We start from the raw sequence: 20,313 nt of genomic DNA, 5'->3' as shown, positions 1-20,313 counted from the left end.
TCCTACTTCCTGAGCCGGACGCGGACGGCGGCACCGGCGCAGACGATGACCGCGAGGCCACCCACTACGGTGGTCCACGTCATCGGTTCGCCCAAGAGGAGGCCGGCCCACGCGATGCTCATTACGGGTTGGACGAGTTGGATCTGGCTGACCTGGGCCATGGGCCCGATGGCCAGGCCGCGGTACCAGGCGAAGAAGCCAAGGAACATGCTGACCACGCCCAGATAGGCAAAGGACAACCACTGAAGCGGCGTCGCCTGCGGCATGCCGGAGCTGAGGGAAACCACCGTCAGCAGGATCATGACGGGGGCAGCCACCACCAGCGCCCACGAGATGGTTTGCCAGGAGCCGAGCTCCCGGGCCAGCAATCCACCTTCCGCGTAGCCAATGGCTGCCGCAATCACGGCCCCGAGCAGAAGCAGGTCGGCCCAGTGCAGCGAGCCAAAGCCGCCGGATTGAACCAAGGCAAAGACCAGGGCGGCAACAACGCCCACGGCCGTGAGGATCCAGAAGAGCAGCCGGGGGCGTTCACGTCCCCTGATCACCGCAGCAGTTGCCGTGGCCGCAGGCAGCAGCGCAATGACGATGGCTCCGTGGCTTGCGGAAGTACTGGTGAGCGCAAAGGTCGTCAGCAGGGGGAACCCCGCCACAATTCCGCCGGCCACCACCGCCAGGCGGATCCACTGGGTGCCGCGCGGAAACCGCTGCCGGGTGAGGGCCAAGGCGAGTGCGGCAAGAAGGGCGGCAACGACGGCCCGGCCCGCTCCAATGAAGAGGGGCGACATGCCCTCCACAGCTACCCGGGTGAGTGGAACGGTGAAGGAGAAAGCAACGACGCCGAGGAGGCCCCACCAGATACCGGTCGAGGTCCGGGTGGATACCACTGGCCGCAAAAGTGTAGTAGCGCTACTATTAGGACTCATGAACAACGATAGCAGTTCCCGGATTGTCTCGCGAGTAAAAGAATGGATCGCAGGCGCAGCCCCGGGGGCCAAGCTGCCATCAACGCGCCAACTCGTGGCCGAGTACCAAGCCAGCCCGGTCACTGTTCAGAAAGCGTTGCGGACACTCACGGCGCAGGGGCTGATTGAAAGCCGTCCCGGCGTCGGTACCTTTGTGCGGGCCTACCGCACCGCACGGCCCTCCGACTATGGCTGGCAAACGGCCGCGTTGCGTTCAGCCCAGGTTGCGCGCCCCCTGAATTCTGCCGCGATGCGGAGCGCTGCCAATGACGTCATTGCGTTCCACTCCGGTTACCCCGACCGCGAACTTCTCCCGGAACGGCTGGTCCGCGCGGCGCTGACGCGTGCCGCAAGGGGAGACGCCGCCCTTTCCCGGCCTCCTGCGCAGGGCCTTCCGGAACTGCAATCCTGGTTCGCGCAGGAGCTCAGCACCTCAACGCCGGTGGGCGTCACTCCGCCCCAGCCGAGCGACGTCGTGATTCTTCCCGGCAGCCAGAGCGGACTGAGCTCGATATTCCGCGGGCTGGTGGGCCACGGCCAGCCGCTGCTGGTGGAATCGCCCAGCTACTGGGGTGCGTTGCTGGCCGCCGGTCAGGCCGGCGTGAACGTCATTCCCGTTCCCAGCGGCCCGGAAGGCCCCGATCCGGAAGAGCTGGATCGGGCGTTTGAAGAATCGGGTGCGCGGTTGTTCTACGCGCAGCCCAACTTCGCAAATCCCACAGGAGCGCAATGGTCGGCCGGGCGCGGGGAGGAGGTCCTGCGGATCGTCCAGCGCCACGGAGCTTTTCTCGTGGAGGACGACTGGGCGCACGACTTCGGCATCACGGCCCCGTCCGTTCCGCTCGCAGCCAAGGACGATTCCGGCCACATTGTTTACATCCGGTCACTGACCAAGAGTGTTTCGCCGTCCGTTCGCGTTGCGGCGATCATCGCCCGGGGCCCCGCGCGCGAACGCATCATGGGCGCGCAGGCTGCCGAGTCCATGTACGTCAGCGGCCTGCTTCAGGCGGCAGCGCTCGACGTCGTCACGCAGCCCGGGTGGCAGACGCACCTTCGCGGCCTCGGCCATCAGCTGCAGTCCCGCCGGGACCTCCTGGTCACCAGCCTCAGGGAGCACGTTCCGCAGGCGCACCTCAGCCATCTGCCCAAAGGCGGCCTGAATCTGTGGTTGCGCATGCCGGACGGGTTCGACGTCGAGCAACTCACCAAGGACTGCGAGGCGGCCGGGGTGCTCATCGCAGCAGGCACGGAGTGGTTCCCGGCAGAACCCGAGGGACCGTACGTCCGGCTCAACTACGCCGGGCCCAACCCGGGCGCATTCCCGGAAGGTGCCCGGATCATGGGTGAGGCGGTCAAAGGCTTGCTGAGGGCCTGAGGCGGGCGGCGGCGTCGAACGCTTCTTGGTAACCCTGTTAACAGCCGCAGCCACCAACCTCAAGGAGAGCGCCTTGGGGATGGTGGCTACGGTGGGCGGCAAGCTGCCGCGAACTATCTGAATCGCTTGTCATAAGCGTCGCTGTGCAGAAGTTGCAGGCAAAGAGTACCTAAGCGGGGGTCAGGTCCTTGTTGCCTTTGCCGAACACGGCGTCATCAATGGGCTGGCCGTCGAACGGCATCTCGTCCAGGTTGATGAGCGGGTTGGTGTCCTGTGTTGCTACGAGCTCACGTGCTTCAGCCTGGGTGTCCACGCTGGGCATGGAGCCCGGCAAGGGACGCTGGGCGGATTCACGCAGGAAGTAGATGGCGATCGCACCCACGATGGACGTGGCCATCAGGTAGTACGCCGGCATCATGTCATCGCCGGTGCCCTCGATCAGGCCCTGGACGATGAACGGCGTGGTTCCGCCGAAGATCGCCACCGAGAAGTTGTACGCGATGCCCATTCCGCCATAGCGGCTGGACGTCGGGAACAGTGCCGGCAGGGCCGAAGCCAGGTTGGCGATGTAGAACGTCACAGGGAAAGCGATCAAGGCAAGGCCGGCCAGCGTGGACCAGATCTCGCCAATGCCGATCAGCATGAACGCAGGTACCGAGAAGACGATGGTGCTGCCTGCGCCTACCCACAGCACCGGACGGCGTCCGATGCGGTCGGAGAGCTTACCGGTCAGGGGAATGCAAACAGCCATGATCACCAGGACCGGGATGGTCAGCAGGGTGCCGTGGACGGGGTCGTAGCCCTTGGAATCCGTGAGGTACGTGGGCATGTAGGAGGTCAGTGCGTAGCCAACAGTATTGGCAGCTGCCGCCAGAATCATGGCCAGCACGATCTGGCGCCAGTAGGCCTTGACGATTCCGATGGGTCCCTTGGCGACTGCAGCGTCCTGTGACGCTGCATCCTTGGCAGAGGCCTCCTGGGCGTCCAGGGTGGCCTGGAACTGGGGGGATTCCTCGATCTTGCTACGGAAGTACACCGCGATGAGGCCCAGCGGACCTGCGATCAGGAACGGGATCCTCCAGCCCCACTCCTCCATGGCAGCCTGTCCCAGCGTGAGCTGCAGGACCGAAACCAGGGCGGCGCCGAGGGCGAAGCCAATGTAGCTGCCCATATCAAGGAAGCTGGCAAAGTAGCCGCGGCGCTTGTCCGGGGCGTACTCGCTGACAAAGGTGGTGGCACCGGCGTACTCGCCACCGGTGGAGAAGCCCTGGATGAGCTTCAGGATGACCAGCAACGCGGCGGCCCAGATGCCGATCTGCGCGTAGCCGGGAAGGAGGCCGACGGCGAACGTACTGGCCGCCATCAGCATCAGTGTTGCTGCGAGCACCTTCTGGCGGCCAACCTTGTCGCCCAGCCAACCGAACACCACGCCGCCAAGGGGGCGGGCGATGAAGGTTGCGGCGAAGGTGCCCAGAAGGAAGAGTGTTTGGACGGACTTGTCTGCTTCCGGCAGGAAGACAGGGCCCATGGTGGTGATGAGGTAGCCGAACACGCCGACGTCGTACCATTCCATGGTGTTGCCGACGATCGTGCCGCCGAGTGCTTTGCGCAGCATCGGCTTGTTCACCACGTTGACGTCGGACTCTTTGAGCCGGCGCTTCGGGCGAAGCTTCGTTTTCTTCGTTGCGTTCTTTACTGCATCTGTTGCATTTGTGGCGGCCGGGGTTGGGCCTGCCAATACCTGGGTCCCGGTGGCGTTCCTTGCGCCATCCGGAGAGACGGTGTTGCTTTGGTCTGTGGGCATTTGGGCTTCTCCTAGGGAGGTCATTTGCTTGCGACTTCTGCTGCCCCGCTCTGGGCAGGGTTTCAATTTTACGGGTTTTGGGCTGAAAACCCGAGTTGAGATCCGATTTTTGGGCCATCTGAGGGTGCAAATTGCCTAGCTGTGTTGCATCTCATTACCCGCTCTTGCCCCGTCATCATGCGGATCCGGGCCCGTTTTTGCCCTCCGGAGCACGTTGTTACCAAATTGTTTAGCTGAGCCCACGTAATGGGGCTGATTCGGGCCCAAAAGCTGATGCATCCGGCGACCCGAGGACCAGGGTAGCGTCGAGATCGTCGTCCGAAACCACCCGGGGGAGCAGGCCGGCCCTGGCCATGATCCCCGCCGTCCCGGACGCCTGCGTTTCCGACGTTTCCACCAGCAGCGATCCACCCGGCGCCAGCCACTCGGCCGCCCCCTGCGCAACCCGGCGCTGGACCGCCAAACCGTCAGCGCCGCCGTCGAGCGCTACCAGTGGTTCATGAAGCCGCGCCTCCGGCGGCATCATGCCGATGGAGTCCGTGGGAACATACGGCGCATTCGCGAGCAGTACGTCCACGCGCCCCAGGAGTTGGCGGGGGAGTGCTCCAAAGAGATCGCCCTGGTGGACCCTTCCGCCACGGGGCTCAACGTTGCGTCGTGCACAATGGACGGCGGCGGGGTCGATGTCCGCCGCGTGCAACTCGCAGTTCCCCAGAACATCGCTCACGGCCGCACCTATTGCCCCGGAACCGCAGCAGAGGTCGACGACGACGGCACCTGGCTTGGCGATCAGGGTCGCCTGGTGCACCAGGAACTCCGTTCGACGCCGCGGTACGAACACGCCGGGTCCCACGGACATGCGCGTCCCGCAAAACTCAGTCCAGCCCACAATGTGCTCAAGGGGCTGTCCACCGACCCTCTGTTCCACCATGCGGTTGAGCTCGTCCCGGTGGTTGGCGGCGTCCAGGAGGAGGCGGGCCTCGTCCTCCGCGAAAACGCAGCCCGCTTCACGCAGTGTGGTGGCGATGGATGCTCTCCGGGTCACGTTTGCCATGCTAGCCGAGGAAGACTGGTGGGTCGTCGGAAAGGTGAATTGGACGTCGGATTGGAAGCAGCTGCAGGTGAGGGGTTCACAAATCTGCCGCGACTTGGTTAGGGTATGAAGCATGGGAACACTGATTTTTGAGTAGACCGGCCTCTGCCCGTTACGGCACAGCCGAGTTTCACCTGACAAAAATCCACGCCTGTTGAGGCCCTGCCTCCATGCCGTTCCCGTTCTCGACGTTTTTTCCCGAACCGCAACGACATGGGATACGTGTCTCTTCAGGACTCAGACTTAAGGAGTCCACGAATGACTGCCAACCCTTCAGAAAACAACACCCCCGGGACCCCGTCACCGGAGAGCTCAGCCAAGTCTCCAGCGTCCGGCGGCATCAAGTCCAAGCTGACCGACGCCCAAAAGGCCATGTTGGCCAGCAAATCCGGGGGCGGTGCACCGGCCGGCTGGCAGAGCACCGGCAAGGGGCACAAGCCCACCTCCGCCAGCGGCAAGCAGGCCAAGACCGAGAAGAAGGTCCGCTGGTAAAACCTGCGGACAGGCACAACTGGAAAACAGGCACACTGGAAAGGAAGAACCATGACTGCGAATCACGATTCCGAACGCATCAATCCTGAGGTTGCAAGCCACTTGGTGGAGTCCATGGACATGGCACCGATGCCCGAGCCGACCACCATCGCCGTTGCACTGGGCGCGGACCAGAGCAGGCAGTGGCCTGACGGGAACGGTAAACGTCGCCACCCGAAAGAGCGCGACCAAGCCCACGGCCGCATGGGCCAGGGCGCAGCTGTGACGGCGATCCACAGGACCAGCCGCCCGCAGATGCCGCACTCCTCCTAGGGTTACCCGAACTGCACCACCCCGCGTAGCCAGCCCAACTGAGTGACAGCACACGTCCTATTGAACCTTCAATAGAGCGTTATCTGTTACTCAGTTGGGCTGGCTTACGTCCTCGGGGGACTTGTCCGGGCGCCACCCACGCCACACGGGATGCCGCAGCCGGCCGGGCCCCGTCCATTCTCCGAAAGTCACCTCGGCCACCAGTTCAGGGCTGACCCACGTGGCTCCAGCGGCATCCTCACGGGGGATGTCCGCGAAAGGGGATTCGGTCACGGCGCGGGGCTCCAGAACCTCCATGATGTCCCGCAGTTGCCAGTCCTTGAATCCGCTTCCAACTCTGCCCACATAGTGCAGTTTGCCGCCGTCCGGGATGCCCAACAGCAAGGAACCGAACGTCCCGCTTCGAGCCCCGGCACCGGGACGCCAGCCACCCACCACCACCTCCTGGCTCTGCTCCAGCTTGAGCTTGAGCCAGGACCTGCTCCGGCGGCCGGTCACATAACGGCTGTCGGCTTTCTTGGCCATCACACCTTCCAAGCCCAGCTCGGCGGCGCTGCCCATGAGGTCCTCTACATCGTGGTCCAACACTGCTGAAAGGTGAAGCGGACAGCCCTTGGGCAAGCGCTCCGCGAACCCCGAGAGTTTTTCGCGACGCTCCCGGAAGGGCAGCCCGCTCAGGTCCGTGCCGTCGTCGTACAGAAGGTCGAACAGCATGAGCTGCACCGGGACTGCGGCCCGGGCCCGCTGGATGTCGGCGGTCTTGACCAGGTTCATCCGGAGTTGCAGCCGGCCAAAATCAGGCCGCGATCCTTTGCCGAGCGCAACAATTTCGCCATCAGCCACGAAGTCGCCATCGGGCCAGCATTCGCGGTCCGTCAGTTCCGGGTACGTGGCCGTGAGGTCGTTCCCATTGCGGCTCATGAGGCGGATCCTGCCCTCGGTTCCCGTGATGATCGCCCGGATCCCGTCCCACTTGAGTTCATACAACCAATCATCGCCATGGAGGTCGGCCGTGGATCCGGAGGTAGCGAGCATGGGGGTGTAGTTCGGCATGGGCTGCGGAGCCGCCGGCTTGGATTCGGCTGCCACGGCTTTGGCTGCGGATGCTCCGCCCCGCCGCCTGCCAGGCTGTTCTTTCATCAGATGGATCAGCCAGTTCTGACCCGTATTGATCAGCGCGAGCCGTTTGGTACCACCAAGTCCACCGCCCGGCTCGCCTGTGAGGGTCGCAATCACTTCCTTGCCGTCGCGCCATTTCTCGCACGTGTATTCGCCGCGGTCCCAGATGCTGACCGTCCCCGCGCCGTACTCGCCTTTGGGGATGACGCCCGCGAAGTTGGCATAGTCCATGGGATGGTCTTCGGTGTGCACGGCCAGATTGTTGCGGTCCGGAGTTTCAGGAACGCCGCGGGGGAGTGCCCACGAAACCAGGACGCCGTCGCGTTCCAACCGGAAATCCAGATGGTAGCGGCGGGCGTGATGCTCCTGGATGACAAAAATGCCACCCGGCGGCGGCGGGTCGCCCGGCTTCGGTTGATCCGAGGACGAGCCCCCTGTTTGCGGGGAGGCAGTAACGGCCGACGACGACGGAAACGGCTCCGGGGTCTTGCCCGGATCGCGCATCCCGACATACTTGGCGAGACGGTTCTCCACCGTCACCACCCGCTCACGGGAGGTGCCTGAGCCGCCTGCGGCAGCGCCGTCGTCGTCCTTCTCGTCCTCACCGTGGGGCGGAAGGTGCCGTTCGGAAATTGGTGCGAAGTGGTCCTTCCCGGTAGCCACACGCTTCATCACGGCCTGGAAGTCCAGGTGCTCCAACGAGGCGGAGGTGAGCTCACGCCACGTACGCGGTGCCGCGACGGTAGGGCGCGCCTTGCCGCGGAGTGAGTAGGGGACGATGGTGGTCTTGTTCCCACTGTTCTGGCTCCAGTCCACCAGCACCTTGCCGTGGCGGAGGGACTTTTTCATGTCGCTGACCACCAGCTCGGGGTGGTCGGACTCCAGGGCGCGGGCAAGCTCTTTGGCGAAGGCGGACACTTGCTCGGACTTCAGAGTGCCGTCGAGGCCCGTATAGAGGTGGATGCCTTTGCTGCCGCTGGTGACGGGGACAGGATCCATGCCCATATCCTGCAGGATGGAGCGGGCCAGCTTGGCCACCTCAACGCACTCGGGCAGTCCCGCCCCGGGCCCGGGGTCAAGGTCCAGGACAAAGCGGTCGGGGCGGAGCGGCTTTCCCGAGGGATCCACTTGCCACTGCGGAACGTGGATTTCCAGCGAGGCGATCTGTGCCATCCACGTGAGTGTGGCCAGGTTGTTGACCATGGGATAAACGTTGATGTGGTCCGAATGCTGAATGGCGGCCCGGGGAATCCAGCGGGGGGCGGAGTCCTCAAGGTTCTTCTGGAAGAACACCTCCCCGGGATTCTCAACTGTGCCCACTCCATTGACCCAACGCTTGCGGGTCACCGGCCTGTTGGCCGCTGCGGGAATGAGGAAAGGAGCGACGGCGGCGTAGTACTCCAGCACTTCGGCCTTGGTGGTGCCGGTTTCCGGGTAGATGACTTTCCCCAGGTTGGTGAGGGTGAGCTCGTGGCCTTCCACGTTCACGCGCTCCTGTTGCTTGCCTGCCACCTCTTCTCCTCTGCTGTGTTGTGCTGTTGACTGGGTGCATGAGGGCCATATGGAAGGGATCCATCGCGTTCGGTCTGGTCAACGTACCAGTGAAGCTCTACAGTGCCACGGAGGATCACGATATTAGCCTGCACCAAGTCCACAATAAGGACGGCGGGCGTATTCGGTACCAGCGGAAATGCGAAATTTGCAGCGATGTCGTGGCGTATGAGGATATCGACAAGGCTTACGAAGAAGAAGGCCGCACCGTTGTCCTGACGTCTGCGGAATTGAAGTCGCTGCCGGAGGAGAACAGCCGCGAAATTGAGGTGGTGGAGTTTATCCCCGCTGAACAGCTGGACCCCATCATGTATGAACGCAGCTATTTCCTGGAGCCGGATTCCAAATCGCCCAAGGCTTACATGTTGCTGAGGCAGACGTTGGAGGACACGGACAGGATTGCCATTGTCCAGTACGCGCTGCGGCAGAAGACCCGTTTGGGTGCGCTGCGGGTGCGTGGTGATGTCCTGCTGCTGCAGGCTTTGCTATGGGGCGACGAAGTCCGTGAAGCCAAGTTCCCCTCCCTTGAGAGCGACATCAAGATTTCGGACAAGGAGCTGGAGATGTCCTCCGCCTTGGTGGAATCCATGGCTCATGACTTTGATCCCGATGAGTACACCGATGACTACCAGGTCCAGCTGAAGACGTTGATCGAGGCCAAGCTGGACAAGGGCGAGGCCCTGGACACTGAGGCCACGTTCGGCGCTGTTGAGGGCGAAGGCGAAGGCGGCGACGTCATCGACCTCATGGAGGCGCTCAAGCGCAGCCTGGACAAGAAGCGCGGCAAGGAAAAAGCGGACGACGACGGCGCTGCCGCCGGCAAAACTGCCGGCAAGCCCAAGGCGCGGGCCAAGAAGAAGGCCTGAACCGGCGTCGTTATTTGCTTTCTCTTGCTTTTAGTGACGCAGCATGGAAATGAGCTCGGATTTCTTCTTGTCTGAATAGCCTTTGAGGCCGAGTTCCTTGGCGCGGGCTTTCAATTTATCCACGGTCCAGTCATCGTAATCGCCGGACTTTCCGCCCTTGCGTCCTACTTCCGTGCGGCCCTTGGCCGCGGCCGCGTTCGAGACGCGTGCAGCCTTTTCCTTTGAGGCGCCATCCTCGCGAAGCTCTTCATAGAGTCCCGGGTCCTTCACACTGGAATTCTTCTTTCCTGGCACGGTGCGTTCCTTTCTCTTCATTGGTTAGGCGCCGGTCTCGTAGTGCGGCTCTGCCACGGGCTTTGACTCCGGCGAACCCCTCTCGCGAAGGTACACAGAAGCGCCCACCAAAACTGCCACGGCAAGGAATTCGCTTTGCCAGTTCTGGAAGGACTCAAACCAGAACTGGCTGGAACCGATGTACTCCCACGTGGAGACCTCCGGAAGGCCATGGCTGAGCTGTTCCTCGTTGTAGGCGGCCGTACCGCCCACCGCGTGCAGGGTGAACGAGAGCAGGAAAAGCAGGCCCAGCAGCCCGGACAATGAGTGCTCGTAAACCTTCAGAACCCAACCGCCGCGCCTCACCGGCCACGGGGTCTTGGCGGACACTTTGGCATCTCGGGGATCTTCGTCCTGGGGTGCGTCCTTATCCACCGGCTTGGATTCCGAGGAGCCGCGCTGGAACAGGAAAACCGTCAGGACCACGTACATGGCCATCTGGAGGAACTCCGACTCCCAGTTCTCAAAGACTGCTTCCCAGAAGCTGCCTGACGTCAGAAAATCCGAAATTCCGGTTGCCGGCCCACCGTGGGCTTGCTGTTCCTCGCTGTAATGGGCTGCTCCTGAGAGGATCATTCCGCCGAGGAAGACGACGAACAGCCCCGCATTGACCAGCAGCAAGCCGTGGTCCTTGACCCAGTGACGCGGGGGCCGGGTGTCCTTGCCGGAACCCTGGTTGTGCTTGGCGGGTCGCAGCATCCCACTCACTCTTCCTTTGCAGTCCCGTTGTTGCCGCTGCCGTTTCGGACGGCCCGGCGGTGCAGCCAGAGCGGCGTTCCCACCACCAGGAGCAGCAGCACCAGGATGATGAATCCGGCGGCTACCAGCCCGGCGGTCCGTCCGGCGGTGAAGTCGAACACCAGAGTGGCGGAGCCAACAATCAACAAGGCCACGCCGGCCAGGGCCCACTTGGTCACAACGTCGGCGCTGGAGACCAAGGTGGCTTTGAGCCCCCTGCGGAACAGGCGGCGATGAACACTGACGGGCAGCACAATCAGGACGGTGGTCAGCGCTGCCACCATCACGTTGAACAGGTAGAGACTCCGCTGCCAGTCATCCAGGAGTTCGAACCGTTCCTGAAAGGGGAGCGTGAGCAGGAAACCGCCAAGGATTTGTACCCCTGTCTGGAGAACCCGTAACTCCTGGATCAATTCCATCCAGTTGCGGTCCATCCGTTCCTCTGTGGACTCGTTCCTGCCAATCCTGGGAGCCTGCTCCGGCTCAACCATCTATGCACCTCCGTGGTGGTTTCTGTGGACGCCGACCAAGCACCGGACTACGGTCGGAACTGTCAGCATTCCTCGATCTCGCTATCGGGGCCTCATCGGATTTTCAAGGAGGAAAAATGAGCCAGGACGATCACCGGGTAGACCCGGAAAACGAACCCGGGGGTTACGGAACGCCAACCCCCGAACAGGAAATGCCTGGTCAGGGAGACGAACGCGAGACCCCGGAACGGCCCGCTCAGGGGGTGCCTGAAGCTCCCGGCGACGAGTTCCCGACGCCAAAGGATCCGGATGCGGCCCCGCCGCCCTCGGCCACCGGAGATGGCCCGGCCTGAGAGCAGGAATGCCGGAGGCGGTGCCCCCGGCATTCCACCCTGTCCCCTGCTCTATACCGTGTGTCCCCTGCGACCCGACATGAAGCTCAGCAGCCAGCCAATGGCTGCGACGACGAGCAGGATGACGCCTACCCACAGCAGCCAGCTCAGTGCTTCGGTGAAGCCGCCTACCAAGAGAAGAACAATTGCTACTACACCAGCAATGATCAGAAGTGTATTCATGGTCAGCACATTCCTTTCTGGGGGAATCTTTGACTAATGTCGCAGGTTCCCAACTATGCATTCCGATTACTTCGATTGAGTTATGCCGGTACCTGGAGGCGTTCCGCCGCCTCAAAGTGCCTTTGCCGTTATTGCCTGCCAGCGGCCCTCCGGAGTGGTTCGCCAGTCGTGAACACTAACAGTTCTCATTGTACTACTAAGCTTCCTTATGAAAGGCTTATTGAAGTCGTCACCTGATGATTGGGCAGTTGCCGCAGAAACTTTGCGGCACGTTTTAGGCTCACATGAACGTCTATGAGAGGAACACATGAAAGCGTCACAGCAGCTTGCAGACAACCTTCAGATCGTCCTGACAGACCTTATTGAGCTCCAGCTTCAAGGGAAGCAGGCGCACTGGAACATTGTGGGGCCGAACTTCCGTGACCTTCACCTCCAGCTGGACGAGCTGGTAGTGGCCACGCGGGAATTCGCTGACGACACCGCCGAACGCATGAGGGCCCTGCACGCCCTGCCCGATGGCCGCAGTGCGACCATCGCCAAGGGCACGCGCCTGGAGGAGTTCCCGGCAGGCCTGGTCAACACCAAGAATGCGGTCAAGCTGGTCACCGACCGCGTGGAGCGTGCTGTCCAGACAATGCGCGATGTCCATGACGAAGTGGATGAGGAAGATCCCACGACGGCGGACCTGCTGCACGCGTTCATCTCCCGCCTTGAGCAGCTGGTATGGATGATCAACGCGGAAATCATGAATGCCGGCGCTGCCGTGACGGATCCGGACGAGGCCTAGAACCCAACGGGCCGGGCCGATCACGAGCAGGCGGAAGAACCGTGCCAAGGCTTAAGCGCACTGACCTGTCCAAGCCCGGCATCGTCCGCCGCAAGGTAGGAAAAGGGTTCAGCTACCGGCACCCCGACGGGAGCCTGGTCAGCAAAGAGGATCGCCGGCGCATCAATGCGCTGGCGATCCCTCCTGCATGGACCGATGTGTGGATCAGCCCTTTCGAGAATGGACACATCCTTGCCACGGGCGTCGATGATGCAGGGCGCAGCCAGTACATTTACCACCCCACGTGGCGGGAGCGGAAGGATACCGAGAAGTTCATTCGGGCCGCCAAGCTGGGGCTGGTCCTGCCGGCGATCCGGCGCAACGTCACCGTCCACCTGCAGAACACCGAAGATCCCCGGCAGCAGACCCTCGCCGCGGCAGTACGGCTGATGGACCTCGGGGCCCTTCGGGTTGGCTCTGAGGTCTACATGAAGCAAAACGGCTCCTATGGGCTCACCACTCTTCGATGCCGTCATGCACGGGTGGAAGGGCATGATGTCTTCCTGAAGTTCCCGGGCAAAAGCGGGCAACTGTGGGACAAATCCATCCACGACCCCGCTTTGGCCGCTTTTTTGGAACCGCTGGCCGGGCGCCCAGGCAAGGAACGCCTGCTTGCCTACCTCTCAGAGGGGACGTGGGTCTCGGTGGACGCGTCCATGATCAACGAATACCTGCGCGGTGTCGCAGGCGAGGCATACTCCTCCAAGGATTTCCGAACCTGGAAGGGTACTGCGGCTGCGGCTCTTTGCCTGATCAAATCCGGCCATGAGGGAACTCCCCGGCAAGCGATTGTGAGGGCCATCAAGGAGGCCTCGGAACTTTTGGGCAACACCCCGTCCGTGGCCCGTTCCTCCTATGTTGACCCCCGCATCATTGAGGCTTACCTCTCCGGAGAGCTGAAGGGCGTGAAGCCCACGGAGGCTTCCGTGGCCGCCTTCCTGAACGGCGAAACGCCGAGGATGTAACCAGGGGCGACTGCCATGCCCTGACGCCGGCTCCTCGAGTGAATTTTATGAGTACACTCGTACTAATAAAGCTCGACTGGAAGAACGTTGAGGAGCGGTAAATGATCCTGATCGCGATCGTGGTGTGCGAAGTTGCCTTCTGGGTGGCGATCATCGCCGGGCTCGCAGCGCGGTATCTGCTGCGGAAACCCCGCCTTGGCGGAACTCTCCTGATCCTTGCTCCCGTGATCGATGCAGTCCTGCTTGCCTTGGTCGCAGTCGATCTGCTGGGCGGGGGAACAGCCTCATGGCAGCACGGACTGGCGGCGATCTACATTGGCGTCTCCATCGCGTACGGCAAACGCATGGTGGCATGGGCCGATGCGCACTTCCAACACCGGTTCTCCGGCGGGCCCGCGCCGGAACGGCTCACAGGAATGCGCTACACGGCCAAATGCTGGCGGGATGTCATCCTTACTGCGTTGGCGGTGGTCATCGCCGCTGCGACCCTGGGAGCGATTATTCTTCTTGTCAACGACGCGGAACGAACCTCAGCCCTCTCGGGGTTCTTTCGCATCCTGGGAATCATCTTCGCCATCGATTTCCTGTGGGCAGTGAGTTACACGATCTGGCCGAAGAAGGCCGCCGGAACCGTGTCCGCTGCTTCTTCTTCGCGGTGAAGCGCCATGCCCCGGAGAATCGACGCAGAGGCACGCACCGCAGCGATTGCGGAGGCTTCGTTACGTGTCCTTGAACGTGATGGGCTCCAGGGCCTCTCGGTGCGCGGGGTCGCAGCGGAAGCGGGCATTGCCGCCGCTTCGTTGCGGCGTGCCTTTGCCACGCAGCATGCCCTCAGGGAGTACTGCCTGCAACTCATTGAGGACCGGGTTACCGCCAGGGTCTCCGCACTTGAGCTGACCGGCCGCGCCCTGGTTGATGGGTTGCTGCTGCAATTGCTTCCTCTCGACAAAGAGCGGCGCTTGGAATTGGTGGCACAAGTCCAACTCGGCGTTCTTTCCCTTACCGACAGCGGGCTTCGTCCTGCTGCGACCAGACTGAGCGACGCAGTAGAGCGCGCATGCCGCGCAGCTGTGCACATCCTGGCTGAAACGGGTCAGTTCCACGCGGAGCGCGATCCGGAGTATGAAGCCCAGCGGTTACGTGCACTTCTTGACGGAATCGCGATGCATGGATTGTGGAGTGGGAAACTGCCTGGGTCCAGCGAGATGCCCAGCTTGCTCGCGCGCCATCTCGACGAGCTCGCCGGTCCATGACCCGTTGGCGCTTCCGCACGTGATGGCGACACCGGGGACGCCGACAGCCACAAAAAGAGCCTGGCGACACCCGGATCCGGGAGTCGCCAGGCTCTTTGCGCAGCGCTGAGGGTTGAATATCCCTATTCGGCGTCGTGGTCCGTTTCCAGGATCTTCACCAGGCTGTCCAAGGCGGCGTCCGCACCTTCACCTTCGGCGCGCAGCACCACCACGTCGCCGTGGGAGGCGCCCAGGCTCATCAGGGACAGGATGCTGGCCGCGTCCATGGCGTCATCGGCAGGTTCTCCCTGGCGTGCAATGGTGACATCGAGGTCCAGGTCCCCTGCTGCCTCGGCAAAGATGGCTGCAGGGCGGGCGTGGAGGCCGACGCGGCTTGCGATGGTGGCTGTACGTTCTGGCATTGGTGCTCCTTTTGTGAAGGGTGGCGGTTGTGGGAGGTGGCGTTGTTGGAAGTCTAGACCGGTGGGGGTTTAGACGCTGGCGGTTGCCGGCGCGGCTTCCGCTTCCACCGGCTTCTTGACGGCAAAGCGCTTGAGGGCGATGACGGCCAGGGCGCTGACCACCATGCCGGCCACGATGGCGATGATGAACATCGGCAGGTTGCCAATGGCGAAGAAGACGAAGAAACCGCCGTGGGGTGCCTGGGAAGTTACTCCCGTGGCCATGCAGAGTGCACCGGTCAGGGCGCCGCCCACCATGCTGGCGGGAATGACCCGCAGGGGGTCTGTTGCAGCGAAGGGAATGGCACCTTCGGAGATGAAGGAAGCACCCAGCAGCCAGGCCGCCTTGCCGTTTTCACGCTCGTTGAGGGTGAAGAGTTTCTTGTTCAGGACGGTGGCAAGCGCCATGGCCAGCGGCGGAACCATGCCTGCTGCCATCACTGTGCCCATGATCAGCCACGGAGCCTGGTTGTCGGCACTGCCCGCGGTCAAGCCGGCCACCGCGAAGGCGTAGGCAACTTTGTTGACGGGGCCGCCGAGGTCGAAGCACATCATGAGGCCAAGGATGATGCCCAGAACCACTGCTGAAGCGCCACTCATGCCCGTGAGCCAGTTGTTGAGAGCCAAGGTAAGGCCGGCGATGGGTCCGCCGAGGACAAGGAACATCAAACCTGAAGCAAAGATGGAACCGAGGAGGGGGATGATCACCACGGGCATCAAGCCACGGAGCCAGCGCGGTACCTGCCAGGTGCCGATCAGGTAGGCGATGTAACCGGCCAGCAGACCGCCGATGATGCCGCCGAGGAACCCGGCGTCCATGAAGCTGGCCACGGCTCCGGCAACGAAACCGGGGGCAATACCCGGCCGGTCGGCGATGGCGTAGGCGATGTAGCCAGCCAATGCCGGGACCAGGAAGCTCATGGACAGGGCGCCGATCTTGAACAGGACCGCACCAAGGTAGATGGTGAGCCCTCCTTCAGGCAGGTTGCCGAAGTTGTTCTCCAGCACCACCTTGTCCGCTACTTCAGTGATGTCGTAGCCGCCCAACAGGAAGCCGAGGGCGATCAGCAGACCACCGCCGGCCACGAAGGGAATCATGTAGCTGACGCCGGTGAGGAGTGCACGCTTCAGCTTTTGGCCAATGTGCTCGCCCTTCTCGTCCTCGGCACGCTCGGCTTGCTCTTCGGCTCCGGCATGGGGAACGCGACGTGCGCGGGGGTCCTCGGCAGCTGCAAGTGCTTCCTCGACCATCTTGGTGGGTTCGTCAATGCCCCGCTTGACCGGCGCGTTGATGACCGGCTTGCCGGCGAAGCGCTCCTTGCCGCGAACATCAACGTCGACGGCGAAGATTACTGCGTCGGCTGCTGCAATCACGGCCGGGTCCAGCGGCTTGGCACCTGAGGAACCTTGGGTCTCCACCTGGAGGTCAACGCCCATTTCCTTGGCAGCAGCAACCAGCGAGTCAGCCGCCATGTACGTGTGTGCAATACCTGTGGGGCAAGCGGTCACCGCCACAATGCGCTTTGGCGCGGCAGCCGCCGTCGTGCCGGCAGCAGCAGGTGCAGCCTCGGCGGGCGCAGCCGCAGGCTTGTCGGCCAGGGCGCCGTCCACGAGGTCCACAATGTCCTGCTCGGTGGCAGCTGCACGCAGCGCCGCCGTGAAGTCCTTTTTGATGAGGGAGCGGGCCAGCTTGGACAGCAGCTTCAAGTGTTCCTGGTCTGCGCCATCCGGGGCTGCGATGAAGAAGATCAGGTCTGCCGGGCCGTCCTTGGCACCGAAATCCACCTTGTGGGACAGCCGGGCCATGGCCAAGGCAGGCTCCTGGACCGCAGCAGAGCGGCAGTGCGGGATGGCGATGCCGCCGGGGACGCCGGTTGCGGTCTTCTGCTCGCGGGCGAAGGCGTCGGTAAAGAGCCCTTCAACCTCGGAGGCACGGCCGGTGGCGGCAACTTTGCCGGCCAGGACGCGGATGACGTCGGCAGGGGAGTCGCCCAGGTTTTGGTCGAGGGTGACCAATTGGGTTGTGATCAGCTGGGTCACTGTGAGTCCTTCTGGAGGGCCGTGATGGTTACGGCATTGGGGGTTGTCTGGTGGACTGCCGGGACAGTGGAGCCCGGCAGGGAGGCAGCAGCGGCACCATGCGCCACGGCTTGACGAAGGCAGTCCTGCGCGGAGCCGCCTTGGGTTGCAGCCAGCAAGTAGCCGGCCAGTGCAGAGTCCCCGGCGCCTACCGTGCTGACGGCTTTGATGGGCGGATGCGTGGCCAGCCACGCTCCGTCCGCCGTCACCAGGATTGCTCCTTTGGACCCGAGTGTTGCGAGAACGGCACCTACACCGCTGGCGACGACGGCGGCTGCAGCTTCAGCGGCTTTGGCCGGATCCGCTTCCAGTTCGTCAGCAGTGGAGACGCTGGTGAAACCGGCGGCGGCGGCAAGCTCTGCGAGCTCTTCCGCGTTCGGCTTCAGGAGGTCCGGCTTACCGGAGGCATCGCCCACCAAAGACGCCGCAAGCGGCCCCCCGGAGGAGTCAATGGCGATGCTTGGGGAGGTCGTTCCGTCCGGGGTTGACCGGAGCCGGCGGGCGATGGTGGCGTAGAAATCCGCGGGAACTCCTGGTGGGAGCGAACCTGCGAGTACCACCCAGCTCGCGCCACGGGAGCGTTCCAGCAGCAGCCCGATCAGGGCTTCCTGCTGTTCTTCGCTCAGTTCCGGGCCGGGTTCGTTGATCTTGGTGGTGACGCCGTCAGGTTCGGTGAGCGTGACATTGCTGCGGAGCGCCTGGCCGATGGGCAGCGCCGCGAACGGCACGCCGCCGTCGTGCAGTCCGGAAAGTACCGGGTCCGAATCCGCGCCCGGAAGCACTGCCAGGGTGTCGAGGCCGGAGGCCACGAGCGCCCGTGAAACGTTGACGCCCTTTCCGCCCGATTCCTGATGGACGGCCACGGCGCGCTGCACCTCGCCGCGGGCCAGGGCGCCGGGTAGTTCCACAGTGCGGTCCAGGCTGGGGTTGGCAGTCAAGGTGACGATCATGCGATCACCACGTCTACGCCGGCGTCGGCCAAGGCCGCGGCGAGTTCTGCGGACGGTTGGCTGTCTGTAATCAAGGTGTCAACATCCTTCAGGGTGGCGAACTGGACCAGCGTTTCGGAGTCCAGCTTGGAAGAGTCGGCCAGGGCTACTACGCGGCGGGCTGAGGTGACGAAAGCGGCTTTTACCGCAGCTTCCTCGGGATCGGGGGTGCTGAGGCCGAAGGTTGCGTGGATGCCGTTGGCACCCACGAAAGCGATGTCCGGGCGAAGTTTGTACGCAGCTTCCACCGTGGACTGCCCGACGGCGGCTTGCGTCAGTCCGCGGACCCGGCCGCCAAGGATCTGCAGTGCTATGCCCGGCGTGGAGGAAAGTTTGCCTGCGATGGGGATGGCGTGGGTAATCACCACGAGTTCATCGTTTCCGTTGGCCGCGGGTGTCCGCTGGGCCAGTAGGTCTGCCAGCGTTTCCGTGGTGGAACCTGCGTCCAGCAGGATGCTGCCTGTTGTGAGTTCCGGGATCAGTGCCAGGGCTGCGTTGGCGATGCGGAGTTTCTCCACCTGACGCTGTACCGCCCGCTCAAGGATGCTTTCCTCGCGGGTGCTCAGGCGGTCGGACGGTACTGCACCGCCATGGACGCGGCGGAGGTTTCCGGAGACTTCGAGGGCCGCGAGGTCGCGACGGATTGTCTCAGTGGTGATGCTGAAACGGTCGGCAAGGTCTGTGACGCTCACCCGTCCGCGCTCTGCGACGAGTGCGGAGATCAGTTGCTGGCGTTCTTCGGCGAACACTTACCCTCCATTGCGGTCAAGCCAGGTCTTCAGGACGGCCACTTCCGTGACTGCTGTCACAACGATGTGGAATTGCTTGACTCTATCTTTGTTTATGTTGGTAAGTCAAGAGAAAGCAACACAAACAAAGATCGTGGGGAATTGCAGTGCGCGGACACGCCAAAGGGCATGCCGCGCTCCCTGTAGCGCGACATGCCCTCGTGCGGATCCTGACTGGGGGATTTTGCCAGGATCCGGTCTGTGGAAGAGGCCGGGAGGTACCTGCCTGGTGTGGAGTGGTGTCCAGTTCCCCGTTACGTCAGGGGAACGGGCGGTTCACCGTGCCCGGAGGGGGAGGCGCCGTAGGTCCCGGCGTAGGGTCGGGAACCGGCGGCGGTCCCGGCTCCGGCAAGGGAACGGGCTCGGGTGTAGGCCCGGGTTCGCGGGTTGGATCCGGGCCGGGATCGCGGGTGGGGTCCGGATGTGACGGGTCCGGTGGGAATTCACTCATGGTCAGGAACTCCTTTGGCGCGACGGGCGGTGCGGTCTGAGGCTTTCCGGGGCAGACGACGGATACCAGGTGGTGGCCCATCCGGAACTCCGGTAGTCAATGGGCAGATTATCCGGATCCGGCGGGTCGGGAAGCTTGCGCCTGCTGGCCGGCCTGAGCTGCGAGCTGGTTGTCGAAGGTTCTTTTCTCTGTGATTCCGCGTGCATGCTGTCCCTCCCGGTAGCTCCAGAACTGGTGTTGCGGCCGCTGATCCTCATTCCGGGATCTCCATGCGGAAGCCGCAGTGGCATCCGAGGATGCGTGTGTTGATAAGGACCTCGTACATCCTCAATTGACCGCCGGGCCTCAAGACCAAGGGGGCTTGGATCCGGCGAAGCTCGCAGCTTTTGGTTTTCATGGGCTCGCCGCAATGCAGATACTGGCCGCCGAACTGCAGCACACCCTGGGAGACGCCTGGACGGTTCAGTACCAGCGCAACCCTTTGGACGGACGCAACCTGTTGATAGGCGTACCTGCAGGCGTGGCACTCGTAGGTGACTTCAACCATGTTGGGCGCGGGTGGATAGTGCGATTGGATGGAATTCACCAGCAGGTGCTTGTCCGAGTCGCAGTGCTGGCACCACAAAGGCTCATCGGGTGGTTGGTGTGCTTCATCCGGAACTCTGGACGCTGGCTGGGCCGGCATGGGTCTGTACCTCGGCATCGAAAAAATGCGGCACGCCCGTCTGCTTGAGCTAAAAGCCTGGGTCCTGTGATGGGGACTTTAGCTAGATTGTGCACATAGGTGCACCGCATATGCAAGGATTCTGCAACCATTCCTGCCGGGGGTGAC

At 63.1% G+C, this 20,313-nt stretch carries 23 protein-coding genes; 9 read left to right on the top strand and 14 right to left on the bottom strand.

What is annotated here, in order from left to right:
* Positions 1-2 precede the first annotated feature (2 nt).
* The gene (locus ACIQLI_RS02300) at positions 3-923 is read right to left on the bottom strand and encodes a DMT family transporter (RefSeq protein ID WP_400384579.1); all 921 of its coding nucleotides are present in this window, start codon (positions 921-923) and stop codon (positions 3-5) included.
* On the opposite strand from ACIQLI_RS02300, the gene ACIQLI_RS02295 reads away from it, so the two are divergent.
* Positions 922-2,337, top strand: a complete 1,416-nt coding sequence (locus ACIQLI_RS02295) for a PLP-dependent aminotransferase family protein (RefSeq protein WP_400384577.1) — start codon at positions 922-924, stop codon at positions 2,335-2,337. The two genes, ACIQLI_RS02300 and ACIQLI_RS02295, sit on opposite strands and share 2 nt — an antisense overlap.
* Positions 2,338-2,506: 169 nt before the next feature.
* On the opposite strand, the gene ACIQLI_RS02290 is transcribed toward ACIQLI_RS02295, so the two are convergent.
* Both ACIQLI_RS02290 and ACIQLI_RS02285 read right to left on the bottom strand, forming a co-directional pair.
* The gene (locus tag ACIQLI_RS02290) at positions 2,507-4,141 is read right to left on the bottom strand and encodes an MFS transporter (protein ID WP_400384575.1); all 1,635 of its coding nucleotides are present in this window, start codon (positions 4,139-4,141) and stop codon (positions 2,507-2,509) included.
* Positions 4,142-4,370: 229 nt separating this feature from the next.
* On the bottom strand, positions 4,371-5,309 hold the full coding sequence (locus ACIQLI_RS02285) for a putative protein N(5)-glutamine methyltransferase (RefSeq protein WP_400384573.1): 939 nt from the start codon (positions 5,307-5,309) through the stop codon (positions 4,371-4,373).
* A gap of 183 nt (positions 5,310-5,492) precedes the next feature.
* On the opposite strand from ACIQLI_RS02285, the gene ACIQLI_RS02280 reads away from it, so the two are divergent.
* Together ACIQLI_RS02280 and ACIQLI_RS02275 are read left to right on the top strand one after the other, a co-directional pair.
* Entirely contained in the window at positions 5,493-5,726 is a 234-nt protein-coding gene (locus tag ACIQLI_RS02280) for a hypothetical protein (protein ID WP_400384571.1), read from the top strand.
* A 51-nt stretch (positions 5,727-5,777) separates the two neighbouring features.
* Complete coding sequence (locus tag ACIQLI_RS02275; RefSeq protein ID WP_354231922.1) at positions 5,778-6,038, top strand: hypothetical protein; 261 nt, start codon at positions 5,778-5,780, stop codon at positions 6,036-6,038.
* A gap of 90 nt (positions 6,039-6,128) precedes the next feature.
* Here the strand turns inward: ACIQLI_RS02275 and ACIQLI_RS02270 are convergent, their stop codons facing one another.
* Positions 6,129-8,669 carry an ATP-dependent DNA ligase gene (locus ACIQLI_RS02270; RefSeq protein WP_400384569.1) on the bottom strand — a complete coding sequence of 847 codons (2,541 nt, stop codon included), beginning with the start codon at positions 8,667-8,669 and terminating at the stop codon, positions 6,129-6,131.
* Positions 8,670-8,707: 38 nt separating this feature from the next.
* Between ACIQLI_RS02270 and ACIQLI_RS02265 the strand changes: the two genes are divergently transcribed.
* The gene (locus ACIQLI_RS02265) at positions 8,708-9,574 is read left to right on the top strand and encodes a Ku protein (protein ID WP_400384567.1); all 867 of its coding nucleotides are present in this window, start codon (positions 8,708-8,710) and stop codon (positions 9,572-9,574) included.
* A 30-nt stretch (positions 9,575-9,604) separates the two neighbouring features.
* Here the strand turns inward: ACIQLI_RS02265 and ACIQLI_RS02260 are convergent, their stop codons facing one another.
* From ACIQLI_RS02260 to ACIQLI_RS02250, 3 genes are read right to left on the bottom strand one after another with little or no spacing between them, the layout of a single operon-like run.
* Positions 9,605-9,868, bottom strand: a complete 264-nt coding sequence (locus tag ACIQLI_RS02260) for a Rho termination factor N-terminal domain-containing protein (protein WP_400384565.1) — start codon at positions 9,866-9,868, stop codon at positions 9,605-9,607.
* Positions 9,869-9,892: 24 nt separating this feature from the next.
* Positions 9,893-10,606, bottom strand: a complete 714-nt coding sequence (locus tag ACIQLI_RS02255) for a DUF6766 family protein (protein WP_354231929.1) — start codon at positions 10,604-10,606, stop codon at positions 9,893-9,895.
* Positions 10,607-10,611: 5 nt separating this feature from the next.
* Entirely contained in the window at positions 10,612-11,136 is a 525-nt protein-coding gene (locus ACIQLI_RS02250) for a DUF6328 family protein (RefSeq protein WP_354231930.1), read from the bottom strand.
* A 116-nt stretch (positions 11,137-11,252) separates the two neighbouring features.
* Between ACIQLI_RS02250 and ACIQLI_RS02245 the strand changes: the two genes are divergently transcribed.
* Complete coding sequence (locus ACIQLI_RS02245; RefSeq protein ID WP_354231932.1) at positions 11,253-11,468, top strand: hypothetical protein; 216 nt, start codon at positions 11,253-11,255, stop codon at positions 11,466-11,468.
* A gap of 51 nt (positions 11,469-11,519) precedes the next feature.
* On the opposite strand, the gene ACIQLI_RS02240 is transcribed toward ACIQLI_RS02245, so the two are convergent.
* Positions 11,520-11,690, bottom strand: a complete 171-nt coding sequence (locus ACIQLI_RS02240) for a hypothetical protein (protein ID WP_172323795.1) — start codon at positions 11,688-11,690, stop codon at positions 11,520-11,522.
* Positions 11,691-11,997: 307 nt separating this feature from the next.
* Here ACIQLI_RS02240 and ACIQLI_RS02235 point away from each other — a divergent pair, with 307 nt between their 5' ends.
* From ACIQLI_RS02235 to ACIQLI_RS02220, 4 genes are all read left to right on the top strand, one after another.
* On the top strand, positions 11,998-12,477 hold the full coding sequence (locus ACIQLI_RS02235; RefSeq protein ID WP_024819119.1) for a Dps family protein: 480 nt from the start codon (positions 11,998-12,000) through the stop codon (positions 12,475-12,477).
* Between the two features lie 41 nt (positions 12,478-12,518).
* Entirely contained in the window at positions 12,519-13,481 is a 963-nt protein-coding gene (locus tag ACIQLI_RS02230; protein ID WP_400384561.1) for a DNA topoisomerase IB, read from the top strand.
* 101 nt (positions 13,482-13,582) lie between these two features.
* On the top strand, positions 13,583-14,140 hold the full coding sequence (locus ACIQLI_RS02225; RefSeq protein WP_354231936.1) for a hypothetical protein: 558 nt from the start codon (positions 13,583-13,585) through the stop codon (positions 14,138-14,140).
* A gap of 6 nt (positions 14,141-14,146) precedes the next feature.
* Positions 14,147-14,734, top strand: a complete 588-nt coding sequence (locus tag ACIQLI_RS02220; protein ID WP_354231937.1) for a TetR family transcriptional regulator C-terminal domain-containing protein — start codon at positions 14,147-14,149, stop codon at positions 14,732-14,734.
* A 122-nt stretch (positions 14,735-14,856) separates the two neighbouring features.
* Here ACIQLI_RS02220 and ACIQLI_RS02215 read toward each other — a convergent pair whose 3' ends face one another.
* The 6 genes from ACIQLI_RS02215 to ACIQLI_RS02190 form a co-directional block, all read right to left on the bottom strand.
* On the bottom strand, positions 14,857-15,135 hold the full coding sequence (locus ACIQLI_RS02215; RefSeq protein WP_017197107.1) for an HPr family phosphocarrier protein: 279 nt from the start codon (positions 15,133-15,135) through the stop codon (positions 14,857-14,859).
* 69 nt (positions 15,136-15,204) lie between these two features.
* A complete protein-coding gene (locus ACIQLI_RS02210) occupies positions 15,205-17,214 on the bottom strand; it encodes a fructose-specific PTS transporter subunit EIIC (RefSeq protein ID WP_400384558.1) in 2,010 nt (669 codons plus the stop codon).
* Positions 17,211-18,203, bottom strand: coding sequence for a 1-phosphofructokinase family hexose kinase (locus tag ACIQLI_RS02205; RefSeq protein ID WP_400384556.1), 993 nt, complete (start codon positions 18,201-18,203; stop codon positions 17,211-17,213). The genes ACIQLI_RS02210 and ACIQLI_RS02205 overlap by 4 nt, the downstream gene beginning before the upstream one ends.
* Complete coding sequence (locus ACIQLI_RS02200; RefSeq protein WP_280626056.1) at positions 18,200-18,991, bottom strand: DeoR/GlpR family DNA-binding transcription regulator; 792 nt, start codon at positions 18,989-18,991, stop codon at positions 18,200-18,202. Before ACIQLI_RS02200 ends, ACIQLI_RS02205 begins: the two co-directional genes overlap by 4 nt.
* Before the next feature lie 298 nt (positions 18,992-19,289).
* Positions 19,290-19,481 (bottom strand): hypothetical protein, encoded by a 192-nt coding sequence (locus ACIQLI_RS02195; RefSeq protein WP_400384554.1) that lies wholly within the window; start codon positions 19,479-19,481, stop codon positions 19,290-19,292.
* Between the two features lie 253 nt (positions 19,482-19,734).
* Complete coding sequence (locus tag ACIQLI_RS02190; protein ID WP_354231945.1) at positions 19,735-20,166, bottom strand: hypothetical protein; 432 nt, start codon at positions 20,164-20,166, stop codon at positions 19,735-19,737.
* Positions 20,167-20,313 lie beyond the last annotated feature (147 nt).

Source organism: Paenarthrobacter sp. NPDC091669 (assembly GCF_044756725.1).
In the GTDB taxonomy this organism is placed as follows: Bacteria; Actinomycetota; Actinomycetes; order Actinomycetales; family Micrococcaceae; genus Arthrobacter; species Arthrobacter bambusae_C.
Note: the sequence above shows the minus strand (reverse complement) of the source record. Positions and strands in the feature narration are given on the sequence as shown.